Origin of the sequence: Idiomarina seosinensis, from assembly GCF_003987275.1 — a bacterium.
GTDB classification, from domain to species: domain Bacteria; phylum Pseudomonadota; class Gammaproteobacteria; order Enterobacterales; family Alteromonadaceae; genus Idiomarina; species Idiomarina seosinensis.
On sequence record NZ_PIQF01000001.1, the window covers coordinates 25,736 to 49,953 of the forward strand.

Here is a 24,218-nt window from a genome sequence, read left to right on the forward strand (position 1 = left end):
ATGAAAATTCTTGTGACCGGTGGTGCCGGTTTTATTGGTTCAGCCGTTATTCGCCACCTAATAAATGAAACGAACAACAGTGTAGTTAATGTCGACAAGCTAACCTACGCAGGCAACCTTGAAAGCCTGGCATCAGTCAGTGGCAGTGATCGGTATGCTTTTGAACAAGTTGATATTTGCGATGCAAACGAAGTCAAACGTATATTCGAAGATCATCACCCTGACGTTGTCATGCATTTGGCTGCTGAATCACACGTGGACCGCTCCATTGATGGCCCTGGCGAATTCATGCAAACCAACATTATTGGTACCTACACGCTATTAGAGCAGACAAGAGCGTACTGGCAGAGCTTGCCGGAAAGCAAAAAAGCCGTTTTTAAATTTCATCATATATCGACCGACGAGGTGTATGGTGACTTACCTCACCCAGATACGCATGAAGGCGAACTACCGTTATTCATTGAAACCACCGCGTACAAGCCTAGCTCACCTTACAGCGCTTCAAAAGCCAGCAGTGACCACATAGTCAGAGCATGGCATCGTACGTATAACCTGCCGACGGTTATTACCAACTGCTCAAACAACTACGGGCCATATCACTTCCCTGAAAAGCTTATTCCGCTAATGATCTTAAATGCGTTAGACGGTAAACCACTGCCTGTTTACGGCAAAGGGGACCAGATACGCGATTGGCTATACGTCGAAGACCATGCACGGGCACTAGTGACCGTGGCAGCCGAAGGCAAAGTGGGTGAAACCTACAACATTGGTGGTCATAACGAAAAGGAAAACATTGAAGTGGTGACCACTATTTGTGAAATACTCGACGAGTTAGTACCAAATAATACGTCGTATAAAGAGTTGATAAGCTACGTAGATGATCGCCCAGGTCACGATATGCGCTACGCGATAGATTCTACCAAAATCAAGAATGACTTAGGCTGGGTACCAGAAGAGACATTCGAGTCAGGCATACGCAAGACCGTGGAATGGTACCTGGATAATCAGGAATGGTGCCAGCGAGTGCAGGACGGTAGTTATCAGCGAGAGCGTTTAGGGGCGAGTTCTTAACCATGAAAATTTTGTTACTAGGTAAATCAGGTCAAGTAGGCTTCGAGCTCAAGCGGGCGTTATCTCCACTTGGCCAAATTGCGGCACCAAATAGACAAGAGTTAGACTTGTCGGACTCAGATGCTGTTAGCGACTTTGTAAATAAAACAAAACCCAATGTCATTGTGAATGCGGCAGCATGGACGAACGTAGATGCTGCAGAAACAGAGAAAGAATTAGCATACAAACTGAATGCTGAGCTTCCAAGGTTACTAGCGAATTGCGCAAAAGCGGTTGGTAGTAAACTAGTTCATTATAGTAGTGATTATGTGTACCCCGGTACAGGAACTCAAGCGTGGTCAGAAGAAAGCGAAACTAACCCACTCAATTATTATGGGATGACCAAGCATGATGGGGACCAAACGATAGTAGATAGTGGGTCAGATTACCTGATATTTAGAACGAGTTGGGTATACAGTGCGCGCCGAAACAACTTTATGAAAACAATGTTGAGGTTAGCTGAATCTAAAAAAGAACTTAGCATTATTAATGATCAAGTTGGCTCACCGACAACGGCCAGGCTCATAGCTCAAACTACAGTACTTGCACTGCGCAGTAATCTACAGGCCGGTGTTTATAATCTAGCAGCAAAAGGTCATATCAGCTGGTATCAGTTCGCTAAAGCCATATTTAATCAAGTGGAGGTGCTGAACTTTAACTCCTCAATAGAAAGAATGAACGCTATTCCAACGGAAGACTATCCAACTCCGGCGAAACGTCCCCTAAACTCAAGAATGAATACTTCAAAGCTGGAAAGTGCTCTCGACATAACTCTGCCGAGTTGGAAAGATGAATTATCCGATACGTTAGAAGAATATTTGGAGAGAAAATGAAAGGAATTGTCTTAGCCGGAGGTTCCGGTACACGTTTGTATCCGATAACACGTGGTATTTCAAAACAGCTATTGCCAGTTTACGACAAACCGATGATCTACTATCCACTGTCAGTGTTAATGCTTGCTGGTATTAAAGATATTCTTTTAATTACGACTCTAGAAGATCAAGATGGCTTCAAGCGCCTTTTAGGCGATGGCAGCCAGTGGGGTATCAACTTAGACTATGCAGTGCAGTCAAGCCCTGATGGCCTGGCTCAAGCCTTTATCATTGGCGAAGAATTTATTGGTGATGACAGTGTTTGCTTAGTGCTTGGCGACAACATTTATTATGGTCAAGGTTTCAGTAATCTATTACAAAGCGCCGCTCAGCGAGATAAAGGGGCTACTGTATTTGGCTACCAAGTAACCGACCCTGAGCGTTTCGGTGTCGTTGAGTTTGACGAACAGCAACGAGCTATTTCTATAGAGGAAAAGCCAGAAAAACCAAAGTCGGACTTTGCGGTAACAGGTCTATATTTTTACGACAATGATGTAGTCGAAATTGCGAAAGAAGTGAAGCCTTCTGAAAGAGGTGAGCTGGAAATAACCAGTGTAAATAAAGCGTATTTAGAACGTGGTGATTTAAATGTTGAACTTTTAGGCCGAGGTTACGCTTGGCTTGATACTGGAACCTTTGATTCTCTCCACGAAGCATCTAGTTTTATTGAAACCTTAGAAAAGCGGCAAGGCTTGAAAATAGCGTGTTTAGAAGAAATAGCTTATCGAATGGGTTTTATCGGAAAAGATAAGCTGCTTGAAGAAGCGGAAAATCTGAAAAAGAACAGCTATGGTGCATATCTTAAAAAGCTAGCGAGTAAAAAATAAGCCAAGCCTATGAAAACTATAAAAACAAGAATTCCAGATGTACAACTTATTGAGCCAAAAGTATTTGGTGATGAGCGTGGTTTTTTCATGGAAACATGGAATGAAAAGGTATTTAGTGAAGCTGGCATCGACAGTAAATTCGTGCAAGATAACCATAGTCGTTCTGTTAAAAACACGCTGCGCGGATTGCACTACCAAATTAAACAACCCCAGGGAAAGTTAGTGCGAGTGACGCATGGTGAAGTATTTGATGTTGCTGTCGATCTTCGTAAGGACTCACCGACATTTGGGCAATGGGTTGGAGAATATCTCTCGGAAGAAAATAGTCGCATGCTATGGGTGCCACCTGGTTTCGCTCATGGTTTTTTAGTGGTAAGTGATACCGCTGATTTTCAGTATAAGTGTACGGATTTTTATGCGCCAGAATACGAGAAATCAATTCATTGGGCAGATAAAACGTTGGATATAAACTGGCCATTAAATAATAGCGACGAACCCTTAGTCTCTAACAAAGATAATAAAGGTGTGAACTTTTCTGATGCTGAACTTTAAAATGAGCTTTCCTTCCTTTAACTTCACTCTTCTAACACTTTAAATAATGAAAAATTTTATTTTAAGTAGATTACAACTATTAAAAGCGGACGAAAGCTTTCGAGGCCAGTTGTTAAAGGGAGGTCTAGGTGTCGGATTCTTAAAGCTTTGCGCATTGCCTTTAACACTGTTGACGTCAATTATATTAGCTAGAGGCCTTGGTCCTGAGGGGTTAGGGCAGTACGCTTTCGTGATGGCAGTTATAAATGTGCTGGTTCTTCCTATTGGCCCTGGTCTTGGGCAGTTATTAACTAGGGAGGTTTCGAAGCTTCAGTATAGCTCGCAATGGGCGGTTCTCCGCGGGTTAATACGTAGAGCTCACCAATGGGCCTTAATAGGGTCGATAGTTTTGATGCTATTTATAGCCGCTTGGGTTTATCTTAAACCAAGTCAGGGAACGGAGGAGTCGGGGGGGCTTCTATTAATAGGAAGTTTGTTATTGCCTTTGCTGGCATTGAACTTCTTAAGAACTAGTATATTACGAGGCCTGCGACATGTTATTAGTGCTCAGTTACCAGATTTAGTTGTCAGGACTTGCTTGCATTTCATTATTGCAATTGTTTTGCTTATGATTGGGGTATTAACTCCAACAACCGCTATAGTCAGCCAAATATGTTCAGTTCTATTGGCTTTTATTATAGGGACTTGGTTGTTGCGAAGAGTGCGCCCTAAAGAATTAAAGAACGAAGCACCGCGTTATCAGACTAGGATATGGTTGAAGTCTTTACCGCCGTTTGTGATGTTGGCTATTGTTGCTACTCTTAACGGAGAAATCGGCATTTTAGCTTTAGGCTTGCTAGGTATGGACGAAGCAGCGGGGGCTTTTCGTGTTGCCCAAAGTGGTGCATTGTTAGTTGTGTTATCTTTAACAATTATTAATCTAGTAATTGGGCCTCACATCACTAGAGCTCACCAAGCTGATGATTGGGAGCGTCTCCAAAAGCTCTCTAAAAAATCAGCACGCATGGCGTTAGCTATTTCTCTTCCTTTAGCGTTACCTATGATTTTTTTTAGCGGACCTTTAATCAATCTTATTTTCGGCGCTGAGTACGAAAGTATAGCTAAATGGCCATTGGCTATTCTTGCTGTGGGCCAGTTGATTAATGTTGGATTTGGTTCGGTAGGCCTATTCCTAACTATGTCTGGTCATGAAAAGGATACTTTAATCGGTCAGGTTATCGCGTTACTAGTTAGTGTTACAATGACTATCACTCTTATTCCTTCTATGGGAGCGGTAGGAGCTGCTTTGGCTGTTAGCATAGGCTTGGTTACTTGGAACGTAAGTTTGGCTTTTTACTTTGTTAAACGGTTCCGTTTTCGCCCATCAATTTTCTGAGAAAATTCATGATTATAAATCATTCGCATCGTTTTGCGTTTATTCATATACCTAAGTGTGCAGGTACTAGCGTTAGAAAGGTTTTGCAGGAATTTGATGATTTAGATGGTAGGCACACTAGCCGGGTCGATATTCATCCAAAGTTAGGTAATTTGGATTATGTGCATATACCCCTTTTCATCTTAAAGGAGTTCTTTCCTGCGGAATTTACACAGGTAGAAAGCTATTGGTCTTTTGCAGTTGTACGAGATCCTTTTAAGAGGTTCGGATCTTCCGTATCCCAACGCTTGAAAATGTATAGCAATAAGCCAATACATAAGTGTGAAGAAAAAGATATTAAGGCTGCTATTCACGAAAGTATCGACTTCCTGAAACGTACAGAATCAGATAAAGAGCTTTTACCTCCTGAATTTATTCACTTTCAGAGACAAATTGATTTTATAGAGTTAGATGGTAAGCGAGTTATCGACACCCTTTTTACGGTCGATAATATCGGAGTTCTACTGAAAGAATTTGAGCAGCGGATAGGTAAACCTTTAGAGAATAATAGTGGACGTACAAGTTCAGGGCCGCACGCAAACTCTTCTTTAGTGTTCCGTAATAATCTTTTTCAGTGGTTGATCGAAAGTACAAGACCTTTAACCAATGGCCTTGTTAAAGCTTTGCCACAAAACTTGAAAGAGAAGGCACGAAAAACAGTTTATGTTCCTCAAGACAAAAGAATGAATAGCTTGTTTTCCAGTGATTACGTACTCGATTTTATTAAGGATTTTTACGCTGAAGATATTAGTCTATACCGACAATTAATGAAACAAAAAAAGGTCTAAGCTCTATGAGAATTTCTATAGCTATGGCTACTTATAATGGGGCTAAGTACATAAAAGAACAGTTGCAAAGTTTCGCCGAACAAACTCGTCAGCCCGATGAGTTGATTATTACAGACGACTGTTCTACAGATGAAACTGAAGCTATTGTTAGAGAGTTTGCTAAAAAGGTTCCTTTTGGAGTAAAGTTTTATCGTAATCAAAAAAAACTTGGATATTGTGGTAATTTCAATGAGTCTTTGTTGAAGACTACAGGCGATATCATATTTCTAAGTGATCAGGATGACGTCTGGTTTCCTGAAAAAATAGAGTATGTATGCAAGACTGCCAGTAAAAAGCCTGGCGTATTAGCGATAATGAATGATGCTGAACTTACGGATGGAACGTTGAACTCTGTAGGTCTAACTAAACTTGGACAAATGAAGTCACTAGGTTTAGGGCATGAACGATTTGTTATGGGTTGTTGTTGTGCCATTCGCCGTGAATTACTCGATTTATGTTTGCCTATACCTCAAGGAGTCGCTGGACACGATAACTGGGTGGTAGCTTTTGCTGATGGATTGAAGTCTAAATTTGTGTGTGGAAAGGTATTGCAATACTATCGTCGACACGGGTCTAATGAGTCTCAATTTATTGCAAACAGAACTGTACCAGTAACAAAGTTGGACGTTCTCTTAAACTCATTTAGGAAATTGCGTAAAGGTGTTGTTGACTCTGACATTAGAAATATAGAGCAATTGGAAATTTTGTTACAAGGAATTGATAGAGCTCTAAAGAGTTCAAACAAGAGTTATAATAATCAGTTGAAAGATTTTTCTAAGTCAGTTGAAGTGCGTCTTAACCATCAAATACGTCGATTAAATGCTAAACAAAAACCTTTTTTTCTTAGGCTTTTTACTGCTTCAAGGATATTAATGAATGGCGGATACAAAAATTCAAATGGAATTAAGTCGTACATTAGGGATATATATGGTTAATCATTTCTTAATAATTCTTCTTAAAGAAGGCTTGGTTTAACGGACGTCCATTTGGTAATTTATTATACTATGAAAAACAGAAAAAAAATCTTGTTGATTAATACTTCTTTTTACCCTCGTATAGGTGGGGTTGAAAATAGCTTAGTTCATTTAATCAGCGAGTATAAAAAACAAGGGAATGAAGTTACAGTAGTTTGTGGCGATGTTGTGGATGATACAGGTTATCGATATCCAAAGTATGGCAAAATGTTTGATGCTGAAATTATCAGATTTAGAATGTGGCCATTGAAGCTCTATTGGTTAACTTGTTTTTTCTTGTTGCTTCGGATACAGATAACTAATTCTTTTGATGCGGTTGTTTCAAGAAGTCATGTGACCACGATATTGGCATCGCTTGTTGGGTTTAAAGTTGTATATTTGGTACCGGGAATTGCGTCACTTCATGAAAAGGCAGGGAATAGCTCATCTTCTAATTTGCGAGTCTTATACAGTAACTATTTGCAAAAGTTGGCATTTCGATTATCCAATAGAGTCTGTGTTTTTAGCGGGAGCATGTTTGACCAGGTGAAAAGATTATCTCCTGGTTGTTCTCCTACCAAGGTGAACGCAGGTTGTGACTCAGATAGGTTTCAACCCCGAGCAAGGGATGAAGAACTAGCCCGAGAGTTAGACATTAGTGCTAGTGATAGGGTCTTGCTATGTGTAGGAAGGCTCAATCGAATGAAGTCTTTTGAGAAAGCAATTTTAGTCACATCAGAACTTCCAGATGACTTTAAGTTACTAATCGTTGGCTCCGGACCAGAGGAAAGTTATTTATTAAGTTATGCTATTTCTTTAGGTGTCTCGGATAGAGTGAAACTCCTTGGAAGCTCAAAGACACCAGAACGATTTTATTCGTTAGCGGATTTTTTCCTTTTTACGTCTATTTATGAACCTTTTGGCCAAGTACTGCTAGAGGCTGCGTTTTCTAGCGTTAAGGTTTTAGCTTTGGATGACGTGTATGAAGGTGAGAGTGTAAAAACAGCTACCAAAGAGATATTTGAGGATACTCCTAACCTTGTAAAGTACGCTTCAACTAAAAGTGAATTCATTTCCTTGATATTAGAAGATTGGTATGCACCAGCTAGTGAATTCGATAAATTGAGAACTCGCTTTTCGTGGGGCCGCTTGAGTTCTGCTTTGTTAAAGCAGCAGTAGATAGTAAATGAAAAGAGCTTCACTTAACAGCTGGCTATGTTTTTCTATAGCTCTATTAGTCTTCATCTTAAGTCTGCTTTTATCTCCTTATTACCTTTATGAAGATCAAGAAATATATAGGCTCGTATATAAAGGAATTCAGGAAAAGCCTTTTATTGAGGCATTTAGCTTTTACAAGGCAAATATATACACTGATGAGTTTGGTCATTTTTTAGTTATTTGGCTTTTTAGCTCCTTCGCCGAAAAAGACGTTTTAATGTCCTTTCTTAATGGTGTGGTTGCGTACTTAGCATCATGGTTATTGAAAAATAAAGGTGCAAATTTCTTTGTTATATTTATTGCTGTGGTGTTGGGGTATTATTCTTGGAGTCTTTTTCTTTCGGCTGAGCGACTGAAAGTATCTACGCTATTTATACTGCTAGGCTTTTTTCTCTATCTAAATAGAAGTAAATTTAGTTCTTTAGTAGCATTTTTTTTGTCGGTCGTTACACACTTACAAAACATTATAGTCGTTATAATATTTGTTTTAGGTAAATATTACTCTGATGTTTCGAAGCTTTTCCTGAGACTGAAGGTTTCAAAAAAAGCAGTTTTTATGTTTTTGTTTGTTATTGTTTGTTTTGTCTTGGCGTTATATTTTTTCTATGGACATATTAGTTATAAGTTAAGAGCTTATAGCGTCAGCTTATCAGTCGATGAGTTTCTTCGGTTAACACTTTTTTTTGTTCTGACTCTTTTTTATGGACGAAAGGAGTTAGGGAAAGTTGTTATTATTTTTTCTATTCTTTTTATTATGGTTTCGCTTGTAGGCGGAATGAGAATAAACGTTTTAGGGTACTTTGTTTTCTTGTATTACTGCGTTCAGACAAGGGGCGGGCTCAACTTTGGTTTCTTTATTACTAGTGCATATTACTTCTTAAATTTGATTGATTATGTTTTTAACGTTGTACAATGTGGCTCGAATAACCCTTGTTGATTCAGGCTAGTTGTTATCGCGCTGGTTCAACTAACAAATAACACCAAGGTTAAAGTAAAAAAAGGGATTGTATAGTGAAACTATTGGATTGCACGCTTCGAGACGGTGGCTATTATAATAGCTGGAATTTTCCTGTAGATGTCGTTTACGAATATCTGAATGCGATGTCTGCTAGTGGGGTAGATGTCGTTGAGCTAGGTCTTCGTTCACTGAAGAACCAAGGCTTTAAAGGAGCTTCAGCTTACACGACAGATGAGTACTTAAGCAGCCTGCCGATTCCAGGGAACTTAGAAGTGGCTGTGATGGTTAATGCTTCTGAGCTAGTTGCTGAACAACCGCTTGAAGATTGCTTGCAAAAACTATTTCCTCAAACAATGTCCAACAGTTCTGTAGATATGGTTCGCATAGCTTGCCATGTTCATGAGTTTGAAAAAGCTTTACCGGCTTCCACCTGGTTGAAGTCGAAAGGTTATAAAGTTGGCTTTAATTTAATGCAGGTTGCTGATAGAACCGAAGACGAAATATCTGATCTTTCGATGGCGGCAGCTAAGTATGACTTAGATGTACTGTATTTTGCGGACTCTATGGGAAGTATGACACCTGAGCATTGTACAAAAATAATTAGGTTGCTAAGAAAACATTGGAAGGGGGCTTTAGGCATTCATACCCATGATAATATGGGGCTAGCTCTTCAAAACACGATGGCCGCTTTCAATGAGGGGGTTACTTGGCTAGATTCAACGGTAACTGGTATGGGACGCGGCCCCGGTAACTCAAGAACTGAAGAGCTAGTAATTGAGGCGGCAGAAAGAAGAAATAGCCAAATAAACCTTATTCCTCTCATGTCAATTATTCGTCGATATTTCCAGCCACTGAAAAACGAATATGGTTGGGGGTCTAACCCTTATTATTACCTTTCTGGCAAGTACGGTATTCATCCAACTTACGTCCAGGAAATGCTCTCTGACCCAAGGTATGGAGAAGAAGATATTTTAGCTGTAATAGAGCATTTGAGGGCTGTTGGTGGCAAAAAGTTTGATCAAACAGCCCTCGGCGTAGCTCGCCAGTTCTATTTTGATAGGCATGAAGGGGTGTGGTCTCCTTCGGACATCTTTAAAGATCGAACTGTTCTTCTTCTTGGTAGCGGTCCGGGAGTTTCGGAACATAAATTAGCGCTTGAAAACTATATAGCAAAAGAAAGACCCTTAGTTCTGGCGTTAAATACGCAGACCTCTGTAAAAGCTGAAATGATTGATTTTCGTTTGGCTTGTCATCCAGTGAGGCTGCTAGCTGACTGCGAGCGACACACTCAGTTGCCGCAACCATTAATTACGCCTCTTTCAGCACTTCCTCTTGAAGTCCAAAAATCACTATCGGGTAAAGAGATATTTGATTTTGGGTTAAATGTAGAAGATGGTAAATTCGAGTTTGGAAAAACGTGCTGTACTTTGCCTAATTCTTTAGTTATTGCTTACGCACTAGCCGTTGCAACAAGTGGTCAGGCTAAACATATTCTAATGGCCGGGTTTGATGGTTATGGTGCGGATGATCCTAGAAGTCAGGAAATGAATGGGCTACTAGAGCTATATCAAAATAGTGAAAAGTCGATTCCACTAACTGCAATTACGCCAACACGGTATGGAATGCATAGCGAATCTGTTTACGCGTTATAAAAGGTAATATTTATATGCGAAGTGTTGTACTAATTCCTGCTCGTTTTAGCTCTAGTAGATACCTAGGTAAGCCTCTTGTTAAGCTTTTGGGTAAATCTATGATTGTATGGGTAGCAGAACTCTCTGAAAAGGCAGTTGGCCGAGAGAATGTTTATGTTGCGACAGAAGATGAAAGAATAGCTGATGTAGTAAAAGAGGCAGGCTTTCAGACCGTTATGACTTCTAGTGATGCGTTAACGGGAACGGATCGCTTAGCCGAAGCTGCTACGCAAATTGACGCAGATATTTTTATTAATGTGCAAGGTGATGAACCGTTAGTTGATCCGAAAGATATATTAAAGATTAGGGATGCCAAAATTAATGATATTAGCTCTATTATTAATGGGTTTAGCTGGCTATCGGAAGATGAAGACCCTCACAGCGTGAACATCCCAAAAGTAATAATGAATGAGACAAATGAATTAGTATATATGTCGCGCGCAGCTTTACCGGGCTATAAAGACCCTAAAAATGCTCCAGTAAAATATAAAAAGCAGGTTTCTATTTATGCCTTTACCAAAGAAGACTTGAGCGCTTTCAGGGAGTTTGGTCGAAAAAGCGAGCTAGAGAAAAGCGAAGATATTGAAATACTGCGTTTCTTAGAGCTTGGTAAAAAAATTAAGATGATAGAAACAAAACCGGGTAGTTTAGCTGTAGATATACCGAGTGATGTTTCAAAAGTTGAGAATGCTCTTAGGAATAATCCACAGTAATGGAACTTAATATAACAAGCTACTCGACACTGGTATTTGATTGTGACGGCGTTGTTCTCGACTCGAATAAGGTAAAAACAGAATCATTTTATAAGGCAGCTCTCCCATATGGATTGAGAGCTGCAGACGAGCTTGTTGAGTATCATGTAGCGAATGGCGGAGTGTCGCGTTACAAGAAGTTTTCCTATTTTTTAGACTACATTGTTGAAAAGCCCTCAGAAGCTGCTCTTAAAGAGCTACTAGCGGATTATGCAGCCAACGTTCAGGCGGGGTTGCAAAATTGCGCTATTGAACCGGCATTGGAAAGGCTGCGCAGTAAAACACCTCATAGCCGTTGGCTAATTGTTTCGGGAGGGGATCAAGCGGAGTTAAGAGAGATCTTCAAGATGCGGGGGCTCAGTGATTGGTTTGATGCTGGCATCTTTGGTAGTCCGGATACCAAGGAAGATATTTTGACTAGAGAATTGGAAAACGGCAACATTCTTACACCCGCTCTTTTTATTGGTGATAGCAAGTATGACTTTAAGGCAGCTAAATTTGTCGATTTAGACTTTGTCTTTTTAAGTGGCTGGAGTGAAGTAAAGGGCTGGGAATCATGGGTAGCTGAAAATGGCATTTGTGCTACTAGAAATATGGAATCTTTAATGAGCCTAGAGAGAGAGTAGTTGAAAGTGCCAAAGGAAGAACAGCTGAGTGACTACATAAATGAACTTACTTTATATTATGGTGCACGCTCTGAGCGGCAGTATGAGGGTACGTCAAAAGCATTAAGCCTACTGTTATGGTGGTTAGTAGCATTCCCAGCTTTATTTACTGTAACTGCTATTTATTCTTTTATTCTTTTTATATTTCCTAGAAAAGTGGATAAACACGCTAAATGTGAAACGAAAATCTGCGTTGCTAGAACGTTTGCTACTTCCAATAAATTACGCTTCCTGACAAAGGAGGCTGTAACTTTTTTCTCTGAGAAGCCCTTCAGCAAGGTAGAGCAAAATAATATTTATAATTTACCGCTTAAGCATCGGTTGATAGCCTTTCTTAGATCTTTTTCTATTTTTCTCAAGGATTTCTCCAAGCTTAGTAGCGAAGTGTCAAATTACTTGCCATTACGCGGCGCTTTTAGCGCGATAAAGTTATACATTCCCCGGTTTGCTCACAAGGTGAATTTTACTTCGTACTTTTCGGAACTTCTTAATCTTTATAACCCTAGTGTAGTAGTAACCGGTAACAAGGAAGATCGCTTCGCGTTATCAGAACAAACCATCTGCAAGGAAAAAGGAATTAAACTGGTTTGTTACCCGCATGGTTTAGAGTATGCAATTCAATTGCCGCGAGGAGTGGTTGGAGACACATTCTACTGCTATTCACAGGCTACAAAAAAGTATTATGAAGATATTTATAAAAACTTCGATCAAACCTTCATTTATTCTCCAGAGGTTGTACAAAGGCTATTGGGGCGTCAGATTGAAAAGGAAAACGTAGAGAGAAGGATTGTGTTTTTCCCTGAATCTAGAGGAAAGGACATTAACCTCATGATACTATCTCTTCTACTTGAAAACGGAATAGACGTGTATCTAAAGTTGCATCCGTTAGACTCAAAAGATGATTACATCGAGCTAGGTTTGCCTCCTGAAAATATTATTGACGACTTTAGTCAAGCTATATCAGGTAATGTGATTTTGGCTAGAAAGTCTACGGTATTGCTAGAAGCTCTATACTCGGGCAGTTTGTCCTGCGCTCTACTTTTCGATTCGGACGATAGCAAGTCGTTTCATGAACAATTTCCATCACTTTGGGATGACCGTATTAAACAGGTAACGGATGTCGACGAACTGATTCAGTGGTTAAGCTCTAAGGTAGCTTAACCGTATATGTTAGTTCAGGGTTTCAAAGTTATTTATAGGTGAATTTTTAATGTTTCAAAATAAAACCCTCCTCATAACGGGCGGAACAGGGTCTTTTGGTAATGCGGTTTTGCGCAGGTTTCTTCACACCGATATAGCTGAAATACGAATTTTCAGTCGAGATGAGAAAAAACAAGATGATATGCGTAAGGCATATAGCCATCCCAAGTTGAAGTTCTACATCGGTGATGTTCGGGATTACCAAAGTGTTTTAAACGCCAGCCGCGGTGTTGACTTCATTTATCATGCGGCCGCTCTAAAGCAGGTGCCTTCCTGTGAATTTCACCCAATGGAAGCGGTTAAAACAAATGTTATAGGCACTGAGAACGTTCTGGAAGCCGCTATTCAAAATGAAGTAAAGCGAGTTGTCTGTTTAAGTACAGATAAGGCTGTTTACCCCATTAACGCAATGGGTATTTCAAAAGCTATGATGGAAAAAGTCATGGTAGCTAAATCGCGTAACGTAGATGAGAACAAGACCGTTATTTGCGGGACTCGCTATGGAAACGTTATGGCCTCACGAGGTTCGGTAATTCCTCTTTTTGTTGACCAAATTAGGAATGGAAAGCCGATTACGATTACAGATCCGAATATGACCCGTTTCATGATGACTTTGGATGATGCTGTTGATCTTGTTTTATACGCATTTGAACACGGTACCAACGGAGATATCTTCGTCCAGAAAGCCCCTGCTGCGACTATTGAAACTTTAGCGAAAGCGATTTTGTCCTTTGCTCGTAAACATGAGCATAAAATTGAAGTTTTGGGTACGCGTCATGGTGAAAAGCTTTTCGAGGCACTTTTATCAAGAGAAGAGATGGTTTGCGCAGAGGATATGGGTGACTATTACCGTGTACCGCCGGATCTTCGTGACCTCAACTACTCTAAGTATGTTGATCAGGGTGATAATAGAATAGAGCAGGTGGAAGACTACAATTCCCATAATACGGAACGGTTAGATGTTGAGGGAATGAAACAGCTGTTGAATAAACTTCCTTTCATGCGTGCGTTTGCAAACGGCGAATATATTAATCCAGAAGGTTAGCTATGAAGTTATTGATTACTGGCGCCAACGGCTTTGTCGGTAAGAACCTGACTGTTCATATCGATGAAATAGAAGATATTGAATATATTAAGTTCACGAAAGACCATACGATATCCGAGCTTAAAGAGTTATTAGAAGGTGTTGATTGTGTTATACATTTAGCTGGTGTAAACCGACCTAAAAAAGAAAGTGAATTCTTCGAGGGGAATACTGATTTTACGGAACAGTTACTAAATGCGTTAAGCGCTCAACCTAAACCCTTACCTGTCATCTATAGTTCATCTATTCAGGCTGAACGTGACAATGCTTATGGTAAAAGTAAGCGACAAGCTGAAGAGTTAGTCATGAGTTATTCTCAGGCTACTGGCGTTCTTACAAAAGTTTATAGATTAGCAAACGTTTTTGGGAAATGGTGTAAACCAAACTATAACTCAATGGTGGCGACCTTTTGCCATAACATTGCTCGTGACCTGCCCATACAAGTCAATGACGCTAATGCCAAAGTAAAGCTTGTTTACATAGATGACGTAGTGAATGAGTTCGTTAAAGCTGCACGTAGCTTGGTTTTAGAAGAGAAAAAAGTTGAAACCTTAGGTGAGCCTAGTCAAGTGCTGCCTATTTATGAAGAAACAGTGGGTGGTATAGCTGACCTGTTGAGTCTATTCAAAGAGAGTCGTGACACCTTAGTTACAGAGAAGGTCGGTGACGGCTTTACCCGTAAGCTGTATTCAACTTATGTTAGCTATTTACCCAAAGGACGCTTCTCATACGAAGTGCCTAAACACGGTGATGAGCGCGGTGTTTTTGTCGAAATGCTAAAAACGAAAGACTCTGGACAGTTTTCGTTTTTTACAGCTCACCCTGGAGTGACCAGAGGTGGGCATTACCATCACACAAAGAATGAAAAATTCCTGGTTATAAAAGGGCAGGCACACTTTGGTTTTCGTCATATGGTAACGAACGAATACCACGAACTTTTTACAAATGGCGATAGACCAGAAATAGTTGAAACTGCCCCCGGATGGAGTCATGACATTACCAACGTCGGCGATGACGAAATGGTTGTGATGCTATGGGCGAATGAAATATTTGATCGCGATAACCCTGACACTTACTACGCACCGGTAAAGCTTTCATGAAAAAATTAAAAGTAATGACTATTCTGGGTACACGCCCAGAAATAATACGTTTGTCTCGTGTTATGGCCGCGCTCGACCAAGTCGTTGACCATAAAATTGTTCATACTGGTCAAAACTACGACTACGAATTGAACGATATCTTCTTTGAAGAGCTTGGTGTGCGTCAACCCGATCACTTTTTAAATGTTGATACCTCTTCTTTAGGTAAAAGCCTTGGTGAAATTTTGATAAAGACGGAACAGGTTATTCTTGAGGAGAAGCCTGATGCGGTCTTGGTTTTAGGCGATACCAATAGTGCTGTAGCCACTATGATGGCGAAACGAATGAAGGTACCTACGTACCATATGGAAGCGGGTAACCGGAGTTTTGACGCTAACGTACCAGAAGAGATTAATCGTAAACTGGTTGATCATTTAGCCGATTTCAATCTTGTTTACACAGAGCATGCAAGAAGGCATCTTCTAAGTGAAGGGCTCTCCCATCGCTTTATTTATCTCACCGGTTCGCCGATGCGAGAAGTTTTAGAGCATGTATTACCTTCAATTCAGAAATCTAGTATTTTGGATACCCTGAAACTTGAGAAAAATAAATACTTTATTGTTAGCGTTCACAGAGAAGAAAATGTAGATAGTAAAGAGAACCTCAAGAAAGTTGTTGAGTGCTTAAGTTCTTTATATGAAGCCTATGGTTACCCCGTTGTTGTTTCTACACACCCTAGAACGCGTAATAGACTAGAAAAGCTCGGATTAACTGAGGATTTAGAAGGCATCCAGTTCTTAAAGCCCTTTGGCTTTTTTGATTACAACAAGCTACAAATGGATGCTTTTTGTGCTATTTCTGATAGCGGTACCATCAGCGAAGAATCTTCAATTTTAGACTTTCCTGCCGTTACGTTACGCCGTTCCATTGAACGCCCCGAAGCGCTCGATACCGGTGCTATAGCTTTAACCGGCTTGGATAAGCAAATGTTAGTTGACGGAGTTCGCATAGCTACAAATTCTCGCGACGTTTTTTCTGGTACAGAACGTGAAACTCCGGAAGAATACAAAATTCGAAACACGTCAGAGCGAGTTGTACGCTTAATTACCGGAACCGCAAAATTAACTCCGCACTGGAAAAACATGGATTCGTTTAGCCGCTATGACTGGTAGTAAAAAACATATTGTAATGGTAGGAGAATATATAAACGCGGATGCTAATTCAACGGGGGAGTATTTTTTTGATATTTTACTGGGTTTTCTGAAAAACGATTGTCAAGTAACCGTTGTGGCTCCTGAAACAAAATTAAATAAAGAAGCTATATTTGAGTTGAGAAATTCATTTGCTGGACAGCTGAATACATCTTTTGTTTTCCCTGCCCAATATAGCCACGGTCAGTCAATAGGTAAAGCCGTTGGTTCGATAAAATTGACCTTGTCCTTATGGAAGCAAGTTAAGAAAGAAGTGAGAGATGGAACTGTTTTATTCTTTGGGACTAACCCGGCATTTTTGGTTCTTATGAGTGGTCTTTGGCCAGTAAGAAGGTCAGTAAAGAAAATATTACTTTGTTATGACCTGTTTCCCGATAATCTAATTGCCCTCTCCAAAAATTGGGGCATCCGTTTTGCTAGTAAACTAGTACAGCCGTTATTTAAGTTTAGTTATAGGGGGCTAGACAGAGTTCTGGTTATAGGTAGGTGTATGGCCGAGCATGTTAAAGGTTTCGGCATACAAGAGCAAAAAATTAGCGTAATTAGTAACTGGGCGGATGGAGAAGAAATCTTCCCCAAAAGCGATCCGGCTTTAACTCAGAACTCTGTTCGTTTCCAGTTTTTTGGTAATATGGGCTCTCTTCAAGGGATTCGACAATTACTCGATTCTTTTAAATATGTGAATGCTAGCAACGCACAGTTCACTTTTATTGGGCGTGGGGCGGATGTAGAATTAGTCGAATCCTTTATTAAGGAAAATAATACTGTAGTAAGGGTACAACTGAAAGCAGGTGTAGCCAAGCAGGAACGAAGTGACGTATTAAATGATTGTGATGTTGCAGTTGTATCGCTTCGGGATGAAGTCACAGGACTAGGCGTGCCAAGTAAAACTTATTACTCTTTGGCTGCTGGTAAACCGATCTTAGTACTAGCAAATCCCAACGCCGAACCCAGTATACTCGTTTCAGAGTTTGATATCGGTTGGCATGCTTGTTTGGGCGATGCGAAGGCAATAGCAGCTACCATTGATACTATTTGTAACTCGCAAAAGATGCCGTCGACAGCTCATATACGGTCAGTTTTTGAAAAAAGATTTTCCAAAAGAATAGGTGTAGCAAAAGTTGTTGAAGAAGTATGTCACTAAAAAATAGCTCGTTCTGAATGATATTAAGAAGAAGTAAATTGTTCTTCTCCTATTTAAGGGAGAGGTTTTGAGGTTCAAATATTGACTAGATTATGGTGAATAGCCTTTGAGTGTGATGCTAACAGGGGGGAGTGGTTTCTTAGGCAGTCACTTATCTAAATATCTGCGTTCGATCGGGACGCCAGTTTATACCCCCATTAGGGGCAGTGGCCTACGCAATCCGCATCAGTCAGATTTTTTTTTAGAAGATTTATCAGAACTAACTACAGCTATGTTAGCAGATATGAAGATTTCTGTGTTTATTCATTGTGCGGGAGTTGCTCACGAAAAGAGCAATGCGGCTGAGATATATAATGAGGTTAATACGAAGCTTACTAAACTCCTCGCAGAGCGGTGTGTTCAAGCTGGCGTAAAACGCTTTATTTTCATTAGTTCGGTAGGAGTAAATGGTTGTTCAAATAACTATCCTTTTGAAGCGAGGGATCTAGCTGCTCCTTACGATGCTTACACCGAATCGAAATACAAGGCAGAAAGGCACTTGCGAAATGTGTCTCAAGGCACAAGTATGGACTTTGTGATCATACGTCCACCTTTAATATATGGTCCTAATGCGCCAGGAAACTTTCTAAAGCTCGTACAGTTGGCAAAATCACCCATTCCAAAGCCGATAGGGAGTATAATTAATAAAAGAAGTTTCGTTTCAGTTGATAACTTATCTGATTTTATATCTCTCTGTATGACGCATCCTTCTGCGGGAAACGAAACTTTTCTTATTAGTGATGGCTGTGATTTGTCAACTTCTGAATTCCTGATAAAAATATCAAAAACATTGGGTAAACCTCCTCTGCTTATGCCCTTTCCTGTTCCTATTTTAAAAGGTATCGCTTGTCTTATAGGAAAACAAGATATTGTAGAGAAATTGAACGTAAATCTAACTGTCGACATTAAAAAAAATAAAGAACTTTTGGGCTGGGTACCGAAAGTTTCAGTAGACGATGCATTAAAGAGTGCACTGAAGCAAAAATGATAGAAGGTTATCACTAGATGTTATTACGAATTATGGATTTTATTTTTTCTTTAATCGGCCTGTTAGCAGTGCTGCCTATACTTTTTTTACTAACGCTAATAGGCTTACTTGATACAGGCAGTCCTTTGTTTCGGCAAGAACGAGTAGGTAAAAATAAAGAGCCTTTTATATTAGTGAAGTTTAGAACGATGAATAAAGATACTGTTTCAGTTGCTAGCCACTTAGCAAACGCCTCGTCTATTACAAAGTTTGGACACTTCCTCCGCCGCACAAAGTTAGATGAGCTACCTCAGCTTTGGAACGTTTTAAAAGGGGAAATGAGCTTGGTGGGGCCGCGACCTGGATTATATAATCAGGAAAAGCTGGTTGCCGAGAGGGATAAGAAAGGCGTGTTCAAGGTTCGCCCCGGTATAACTGGATTAGCGCAAATAAATGAAATCGATATGTCGACCCCCGAGCTATTAGCGGCCACTGATGCAAAAATGATTGAGACACTGAATATAAAAAATTACTTTCAATATATTATAGAGACCGTCGCTGGAAAGGGTTTTGGTGATCGGGTTAGCTGATTGTTTATTTCAGTTTCTAAAGTAACTCATAGTTGAGTATCGGAAACTTTTTATTCAAAGTGAGTCTAGGGACAAATTAAATACTATGAAAGTAGCAGTTAATGGAAAGAGATGCTGCTATTATTGTAGTGTCACAATGACAAAAAAGTCGTCCCAACTTCAGCCTGGAATTCAGGCTCGAAACGGTTCAGTTGGTTCTTGATCAAAGTTATTCTCATAAGGAGGCTGCTGACGCCATGGGCGTTGGTTATTCAACGCTTGGTAAATGGGTTAAGCAATTAAGAGCAGAACCGGGGGCAAGATACCACAAGCCAGTCTTATGATACTATAGCAGATGCAGATCCGCTTGCTATAGAAACGCGTTGGACGCCTTGAATTAGAAAAGAATATTTTAAAAAAGGCTTCAGCTCTTTTGATGTCGGACTCCATGAAACACTCACGTGAACCGAGAAACTGAGTCAGAGCATTAAGCGCAGATATCCGATTATACATTTTTGCGAGGTCCTGGATGTTCACTGCAGCACATTTAAATACTGGCAGCAGCGAGACAAGCGTATCTAGCCAGACGCTATTCAACTGCTCAGTTTGGTGCGCAAAGCGCATCGCCGAAGTAATGTCTTAGTTGGGGCGAGAACGGTAGCTGATAATCATTACCAATGACGATAAACACGACATTACTTTGACACGTTATCGTGCTGACCGCCTGATGAAGAAACTGAAGCTGGTCAGTTGTCAGCTACCGAAGCATGCTTATAAAAAACAGCACAGGAGCATGTCGCGATCGCCAATTCATTGGACAGACAGTTTGCGGTGACAGCCCCTAATCAGGTGTGGTGCGGTGATGTCAACTTTGTATGGATGGGGAAGGGGTGGGCTTATCTTACTGTCGTGATATGCCTGTCTCCCGTAAACCAACTGGTTGTGCTATGAGTCATTCATCTGGCAGTGATTTAATGTGTCAGGCGCTGAATGCCGTTCGAACGCAGATGGCAATCACAACTGGTCATGTATCACAGTGAACAGGGTAGCCGCTACACCAGTCGCAAGTTCAGGCAGTTAATAATTGGATCTAGGTTATAGAATGACACAAAGTATGAGCCGCTTCGGAAACTTTTGGGATAATAGCTCCGATGGAGAGGTTTTTTAGAAGCTTAAAACCGAATGGATACCAAAAATTGGTTACCTGAGTTTTACCGAAACAAAACAAAGGATCGACGATTATATTCTCGGTTATTACAGTCGGCTGAGACCGCATTCATATAATGGTGGGTTAAAGCCAAACGAATCAGAGAAATGTTACTGAAATAACTATAAACCGGTGCCCAGCATTACTTGACCACTACATTGAGTGGTGTAAACAGTTTTATAATATCTTAATTTTTACAATTAAGAACGAATAATTGGATATTTTATGAAAATAGCAGTAGCAGGGACAGGATACGTTGGTTTATCAAATGCAGTCCTTTTAGCGCAAAATAATGATGTGTATGCAGTTGATATTATAAAAGAAAAAGTCGAGCTCATTAATAATAAAAAGTCACCCATTGAAGATAAGGAAATTTTTGAATTTCTTAATGAAAAAGAGCTGTGCCTTAAGGCCACGCTAAGCCCCGAAGAAGCATACAGCGACGCGAGCTATGTCATTATAGCAACCCCTACCGACTACGACCCGGAAACCAATTATTTCAACACCAGCAGTGTCGAAGCTGTCATAGCCCAAGTTAAGCAAATTAACCCTGATGCCGTTATGGTCATCAAGTCGACCATTCCCGTTGGGTATACCCAGATGCTTAAAGAGAAAATGGGTACTGACAACATCATTTTCTCACCGGAGTTTTTGCGTGAGGGTAAAGCCTTATATGACAATCTTTACCCGTCTCGCATTATTGTGGGTGAACGCTCAAGGCGGGCAGAGGTGTTTGCTGAACTCCTGAAGGAAGGCGCCATTAAAAAAGATGTGCCGACCCTTTTTACAGACAGTACTGAAGCTGAGGCGATTAAGTTGTTTGCGAATACGTACTTAGCCATGCGAGTGGCTTATTTTAATGAGCTAGATACTTACGCAGAAGTTCACGGCTTAAATACCCGGCAAATTATTGAGGGCGTTGGTTTAGACCCCCGTATTGGTGACCATTACAATAATCCAAGCTTTGGTTATGGTGGCTATTGTCTACCGAAAGACACCAAGCAGCTTTTAGCGAATTATCAGGATGTACCACAAAACATGATGCGAGCAGTGGTTGATGCAAATCGCACCCGGAAAGACTTTATTGCCGACAGTATTATTGCCCGCAAGCCAAAAGTGGTGGGTATTTACCGCTTAGTGATGAAGCAAGGCTCTGATAACTTCCGGGCATCGGCGATACAGGGCGTAATGAAGCGCATTAAAGCCAAAGGTATCGAAGTGATTGTCTACGAGCCGGTGCTTGAAGAAGAAAGCTTTTATAACTCGCGTGTGGTGGACGACTTTGAAGCTTTTAAAGCGGAAGCGGATGTGATTGTCTCGAACCGTTTGTCGCCTGAACTTAAAGATGTGGCTGATAAGGTTTATACTCGGGATTTGTTTGGTAGTGATTAAAACTGCTTGCGTCAGGGACGCAAGGTACTGAATTGAGATTTTGCGTCATGGACGCAAGATACAGGAATAAGATTTTGCGTCGGGGACGCGAACAACGATATTTGATGAAAGCTTAAAATATGGGAAACCAATGATTAGCGAAGAGAAGTTAACGCACCTAAAAGCGCTGGAATATGAGTCCATTCATATTTTCCGCGAAGTGGCGGCAGAGTTTGATAACCCGGTGATGTTGTACTCAGTGGGTAAAGACTCCTCCGTATTACTGCACTTAGCCCGTAAAGCCTTTGCGCCGGGTAAAATTCCGTTCCCGTTGATGCATGTGAACACCACCTGGAAATTCCGTGAGATGATCGAGTTTCGCGATCGCATGGCGGAACAACACGAGTTTAAACTGCTTGAGCATATCAATCAGGAGGGTGTTGAAAAGGGGATTGGCCCGTTTACCCATGGTAGTGCTCTGCATACTGACGTGATGAAAACCCAGGCATTAAAGCAGGCTCTGAATAAACACCAGTTTGATGCCGCCTTTGGTGGCGCTCGCCGTGACGAAGAAAAGTCTCGTGCCAAAGAACGTGTCTATTCGTTCCGTGACAAAAACCACCGTTGGGACCCGAAAAACCAACGTCCGGAGCTGTGGAATATTTTTAACGGCAAGGTCAACAAAGGCGAAAGCATTCGGGTATTCCCGCTGTCTAACTGGACTGAGCTGGATATCTGGCAATACATCTATTTAGAGAACATTGATATCCCAGAGCTGTACTTTGCGAAAGAACGCCCGGTGGTTAAACGCGATGGCACCTTAATTATGGTGGACGACGACCGTATGCCATTGGAAGAAGGCGAAACGCCGGAAATGAAAATGGTGCGCTTCCGTACCCTGGGTTGCTACCCGTTAACCGGTGCGATTGAATCGACAGCCGCGACGTTACCCGAAATTATTCAGGAAATGCTGTTAACCACGACCTCTGAGCGTCAGGGCCGTGTGATTGACCGCGACAGTGCTGGGTCTATGGAAAAGAAAAAAATGGAGGGCTACTTTTAATGTCACACGCCAGCCCATTAATTGAAGAAGATATTTTAGCGTACCTAAAACAGCACGAGAACAAAGAGCTGCTGCGTTTTATTACCTGCGGCAGCGTTGATGACGGCAAAAGCACCTTAATTGGCCGCTTGCTGCACGACAGCAAAATGATTTTTGAAGATCAGTTGGCGGCAATTACTGAGGATTCCAAGAAGTCCGGTACTCAGGGTGACGAAGTCGATTTGGCACTGTTGGTCGATGGTCTGCAGTCTGAGCGGGAACAGGGCATTACCATTGATGTTGCCTACCGTTACTTTTCTACCGATAAGCGCAAGTTCATTATTGCCGATACACCGGGTCACGAGCAGTACACCCGTAATATGGCGACCGGTGCGTCAACCTGTGATGTTGCCGTGATTTTGGTCGATGCCAGTAAAGGCGTGCAGACCCAGACCCGTCGTCACAGCTTTATTTGTTCCTTGCTTGGCATAAAACATGTGATTGTTGCGGTTAATAAAATGGACTTGGTGGACTACTCGCAGGACACCTATAAACAAATTCAGGCCGACTATCTGGACATGGCCGGCTCGCTGGATATTCCGGACATTCGTTTTGTGCCGATTTCGGCGCTTAAAGGCGATAATGTGGTGAACCCAAGCGAAAAGCTTAGCTGGTTCCGCGGCTCGCCGTTAATGGAATACCTGGAAAGCATGTCGATTGAGCGCGAAGCTGACAGTGCTGAGTTCCGTTTCCCGGTGCAGTACGTGAATCGTCCTAACTCCGACTTCCGCGGCTTTGCCGGTACCATTACCTCCGGTGAGATCGCCGTTGGTGATACGATTCGTGTGTTGCCGTCCGGGAAAATCTCGACCATTAAGTCGATTGTGACCTTTGAAGGTGAGCATGAAAAAGCGTTAGCTCCGGCCGCGGTTACCTTAACGCTAAATGATGAGATTGATATCAGCCGCGGCGATATGATTGTGAAAAAAGACTCGCTGCCGAACGTGTCCAGTCGCTTTCGCGCGAAACTGGTGTGGATGAATGAGGACGCTCTGCAGACTCACCGCGAGTATTACCTTAAGTTTAACAGCAAGCTGACGACTGGTGAGTTTGAAGAGGTTCAGCATCGCATTGATGTGAATACCTTTGCCGAGCACAAAGCGGGCAAGCTTGAGCTAAACGAAATTGGTGAAGTGGACGTGCACGTTACCGAAAAAGTCATGTTTGACGATTACCAGAGCAACCCGAAAACCGGTGCTTTTATTGTTATCGATCGTATGACCAACATGACCGTTGGCGCAGGAATGATCGGTCAGGCGCTGTCGGGCTCAGATGAGGGCGAAACACAAAAGCACGATTACAGTGAATTTGAGTTAGAGCTGAACGCACTTATCCGTAAGCACTTCCCGCACTGGGAAGCGAAAGACTTGCTGAAGTAGGTTGCGTCCATGACGCAACGTGTAAAC

The 24,218-nt window shown here is 41.3% G+C and carries 22 protein-coding genes and 1 pseudogene; all 23 read left to right on the forward strand.

The window, feature by feature from the left end; genetic code table 11:
* Positions 1–1,071, forward strand: a complete 1,071-nt coding sequence (gene rfbB, locus CWI81_RS00095; RefSeq protein WP_126783216.1) for a dTDP-glucose 4,6-dehydratase — start codon at positions 1–3, stop codon at positions 1,069–1,071.
* A 2-nt stretch (positions 1,072–1,073) separates the two neighbouring features.
* Positions 1,074–1,943: a dTDP-4-dehydrorhamnose reductase gene (gene rfbD, locus CWI81_RS00100; protein WP_126783217.1), complete on the forward strand. Its 870-nt coding sequence runs from the start codon at positions 1,074–1,076 to the stop codon at positions 1,941–1,943.
* On the forward strand, positions 1,940–2,809 hold the full coding sequence (gene rfbA, locus CWI81_RS00105; RefSeq protein WP_126783218.1) for a glucose-1-phosphate thymidylyltransferase RfbA: 870 nt from the start codon (positions 1,940–1,942) through the stop codon (positions 2,807–2,809). The genes rfbD and rfbA overlap by 4 nt, the downstream gene beginning before the upstream one ends.
* A 9-nt stretch (positions 2,810–2,818) precedes the next feature.
* Positions 2,819–3,361 carry a dTDP-4-dehydrorhamnose 3,5-epimerase gene (rfbC, locus tag CWI81_RS00110; RefSeq protein WP_126783219.1) on the forward strand — a complete coding sequence of 181 codons (543 nt, stop codon included), beginning with the start codon at positions 2,819–2,821 and terminating at the stop codon, positions 3,359–3,361.
* A 46-nt stretch (positions 3,362–3,407) separates the two neighbouring features.
* On the forward strand, positions 3,408–4,736 hold the full coding sequence (locus CWI81_RS00115; RefSeq protein ID WP_126783220.1) for an oligosaccharide flippase family protein: 1,329 nt from the start codon (positions 3,408–3,410) through the stop codon (positions 4,734–4,736).
* Positions 4,737–4,744: 8 nt separating this feature from the next.
* A complete protein-coding gene (locus CWI81_RS00120) occupies positions 4,745–5,563 on the forward strand; it encodes a sulfotransferase family 2 domain-containing protein (protein ID WP_126783221.1) in 819 nt (272 codons plus the stop codon).
* 5 nt (positions 5,564–5,568) lie between these two features.
* Entirely contained in the window at positions 5,569–6,537 is a 969-nt protein-coding gene (locus tag CWI81_RS00125) for a glycosyltransferase family 2 protein (protein ID WP_198678626.1), read from the forward strand.
* A 69-nt stretch (positions 6,538–6,606) separates the two neighbouring features.
* A complete protein-coding gene (locus CWI81_RS00130; protein ID WP_126783222.1) occupies positions 6,607–7,734 on the forward strand; it encodes a glycosyltransferase family 4 protein in 1,128 nt (375 codons plus the stop codon).
* Between the two features lie 7 nt (positions 7,735–7,741).
* Positions 7,742–8,710 carry a hypothetical protein gene (locus tag CWI81_RS00135; RefSeq protein WP_126783223.1) on the forward strand — a complete coding sequence of 323 codons (969 nt, stop codon included), beginning with the start codon at positions 7,742–7,744 and terminating at the stop codon, positions 8,708–8,710.
* Positions 8,711–8,784: 74 nt separating this feature from the next.
* Entirely contained in the window at positions 8,785–10,383 is a 1,599-nt protein-coding gene (locus CWI81_RS00140) for an aldolase catalytic domain-containing protein (protein WP_126783224.1), read from the forward strand.
* 14 nt (positions 10,384–10,397) lie between these two features.
* Positions 10,398–11,135, forward strand: coding sequence for a 3-deoxy-manno-octulosonate cytidylyltransferase (locus tag CWI81_RS00145; RefSeq protein ID WP_126783225.1), 738 nt, complete (start codon positions 10,398–10,400; stop codon positions 11,133–11,135).
* Positions 11,135–11,800 (forward strand): HAD family hydrolase, encoded by a 666-nt coding sequence (locus CWI81_RS00150; protein WP_126783226.1) that lies wholly within the window; start codon positions 11,135–11,137, stop codon positions 11,798–11,800. Before CWI81_RS00145 ends, CWI81_RS00150 begins: the two co-directional genes overlap by 1 nt.
* Positions 11,801–13,000: a hypothetical protein gene (locus CWI81_RS00155; protein ID WP_126783227.1), complete on the forward strand. Its 1,200-nt coding sequence runs from the start codon at positions 11,801–11,803 to the stop codon at positions 12,998–13,000.
* A 49-nt stretch (positions 13,001–13,049) separates the two neighbouring features.
* Positions 13,050–14,084: a polysaccharide biosynthesis protein gene (locus CWI81_RS00160; protein WP_126783228.1), complete on the forward strand. Its 1,035-nt coding sequence runs from the start codon at positions 13,050–13,052 to the stop codon at positions 14,082–14,084.
* 2 nt (positions 14,085–14,086) lie between these two features.
* The gene (gene wbjC, locus CWI81_RS00165; protein ID WP_126783229.1) at positions 14,087–15,223 is read left to right on the forward strand and encodes a UDP-2-acetamido-2,6-beta-L-arabino-hexul-4-ose reductase; all 1,137 of its coding nucleotides are present in this window, start codon (positions 14,087–14,089) and stop codon (positions 15,221–15,223) included.
* On the forward strand, positions 15,220–16,374 hold the full coding sequence (gene wecB, locus CWI81_RS00170; RefSeq protein ID WP_126783230.1) for a non-hydrolyzing UDP-N-acetylglucosamine 2-epimerase: 1,155 nt from the start codon (positions 15,220–15,222) through the stop codon (positions 16,372–16,374). The genes wbjC and wecB overlap by 4 nt, the downstream gene beginning before the upstream one ends.
* Positions 16,364–17,557: a glycosyltransferase family 4 protein gene (locus CWI81_RS00175; RefSeq protein ID WP_126783231.1), complete on the forward strand. Its 1,194-nt coding sequence runs from the start codon at positions 16,364–16,366 to the stop codon at positions 17,555–17,557. Before wecB ends, CWI81_RS00175 begins: the two co-directional genes overlap by 11 nt.
* Positions 17,558–17,672: 115 nt before the next feature.
* Positions 17,673–18,584, forward strand: a complete 912-nt coding sequence (locus tag CWI81_RS00180) for an NAD-dependent epimerase/dehydratase family protein (RefSeq protein ID WP_241970359.1) — start codon at positions 17,673–17,675, stop codon at positions 18,582–18,584.
* Between the two features lie 17 nt (positions 18,585–18,601).
* On the forward strand, positions 18,602–19,153 hold the full coding sequence (locus CWI81_RS00185) for a sugar transferase (protein ID WP_126783233.1): 552 nt from the start codon (positions 18,602–18,604) through the stop codon (positions 19,151–19,153).
* A gap of 164 nt (positions 19,154–19,317) precedes the next feature.
* Positions 19,318–20,456: pseudogene (locus CWI81_RS00190) on the forward strand (IS3 family transposase).
* A gap of 108 nt (positions 20,457–20,564) precedes the next feature.
* Positions 20,565–21,731, forward strand: coding sequence for a nucleotide sugar dehydrogenase (locus tag CWI81_RS00195; RefSeq protein ID WP_126783234.1), 1,167 nt, complete (start codon positions 20,565–20,567; stop codon positions 21,729–21,731).
* 130 nt (positions 21,732–21,861) lie between these two features.
* On the forward strand, positions 21,862–22,773 hold the full coding sequence (gene cysD / locus CWI81_RS00200; protein ID WP_126783235.1) for a sulfate adenylyltransferase subunit CysD: 912 nt from the start codon (positions 21,862–21,864) through the stop codon (positions 22,771–22,773).
* Positions 22,773–24,191, forward strand: coding sequence for a sulfate adenylyltransferase subunit CysN (gene cysN, locus CWI81_RS00205; RefSeq protein WP_126783236.1), 1,419 nt, complete (start codon positions 22,773–22,775; stop codon positions 24,189–24,191). Before cysD ends, cysN begins: the two co-directional genes overlap by 1 nt.
* Positions 24,192–24,218 lie beyond the last annotated feature (27 nt).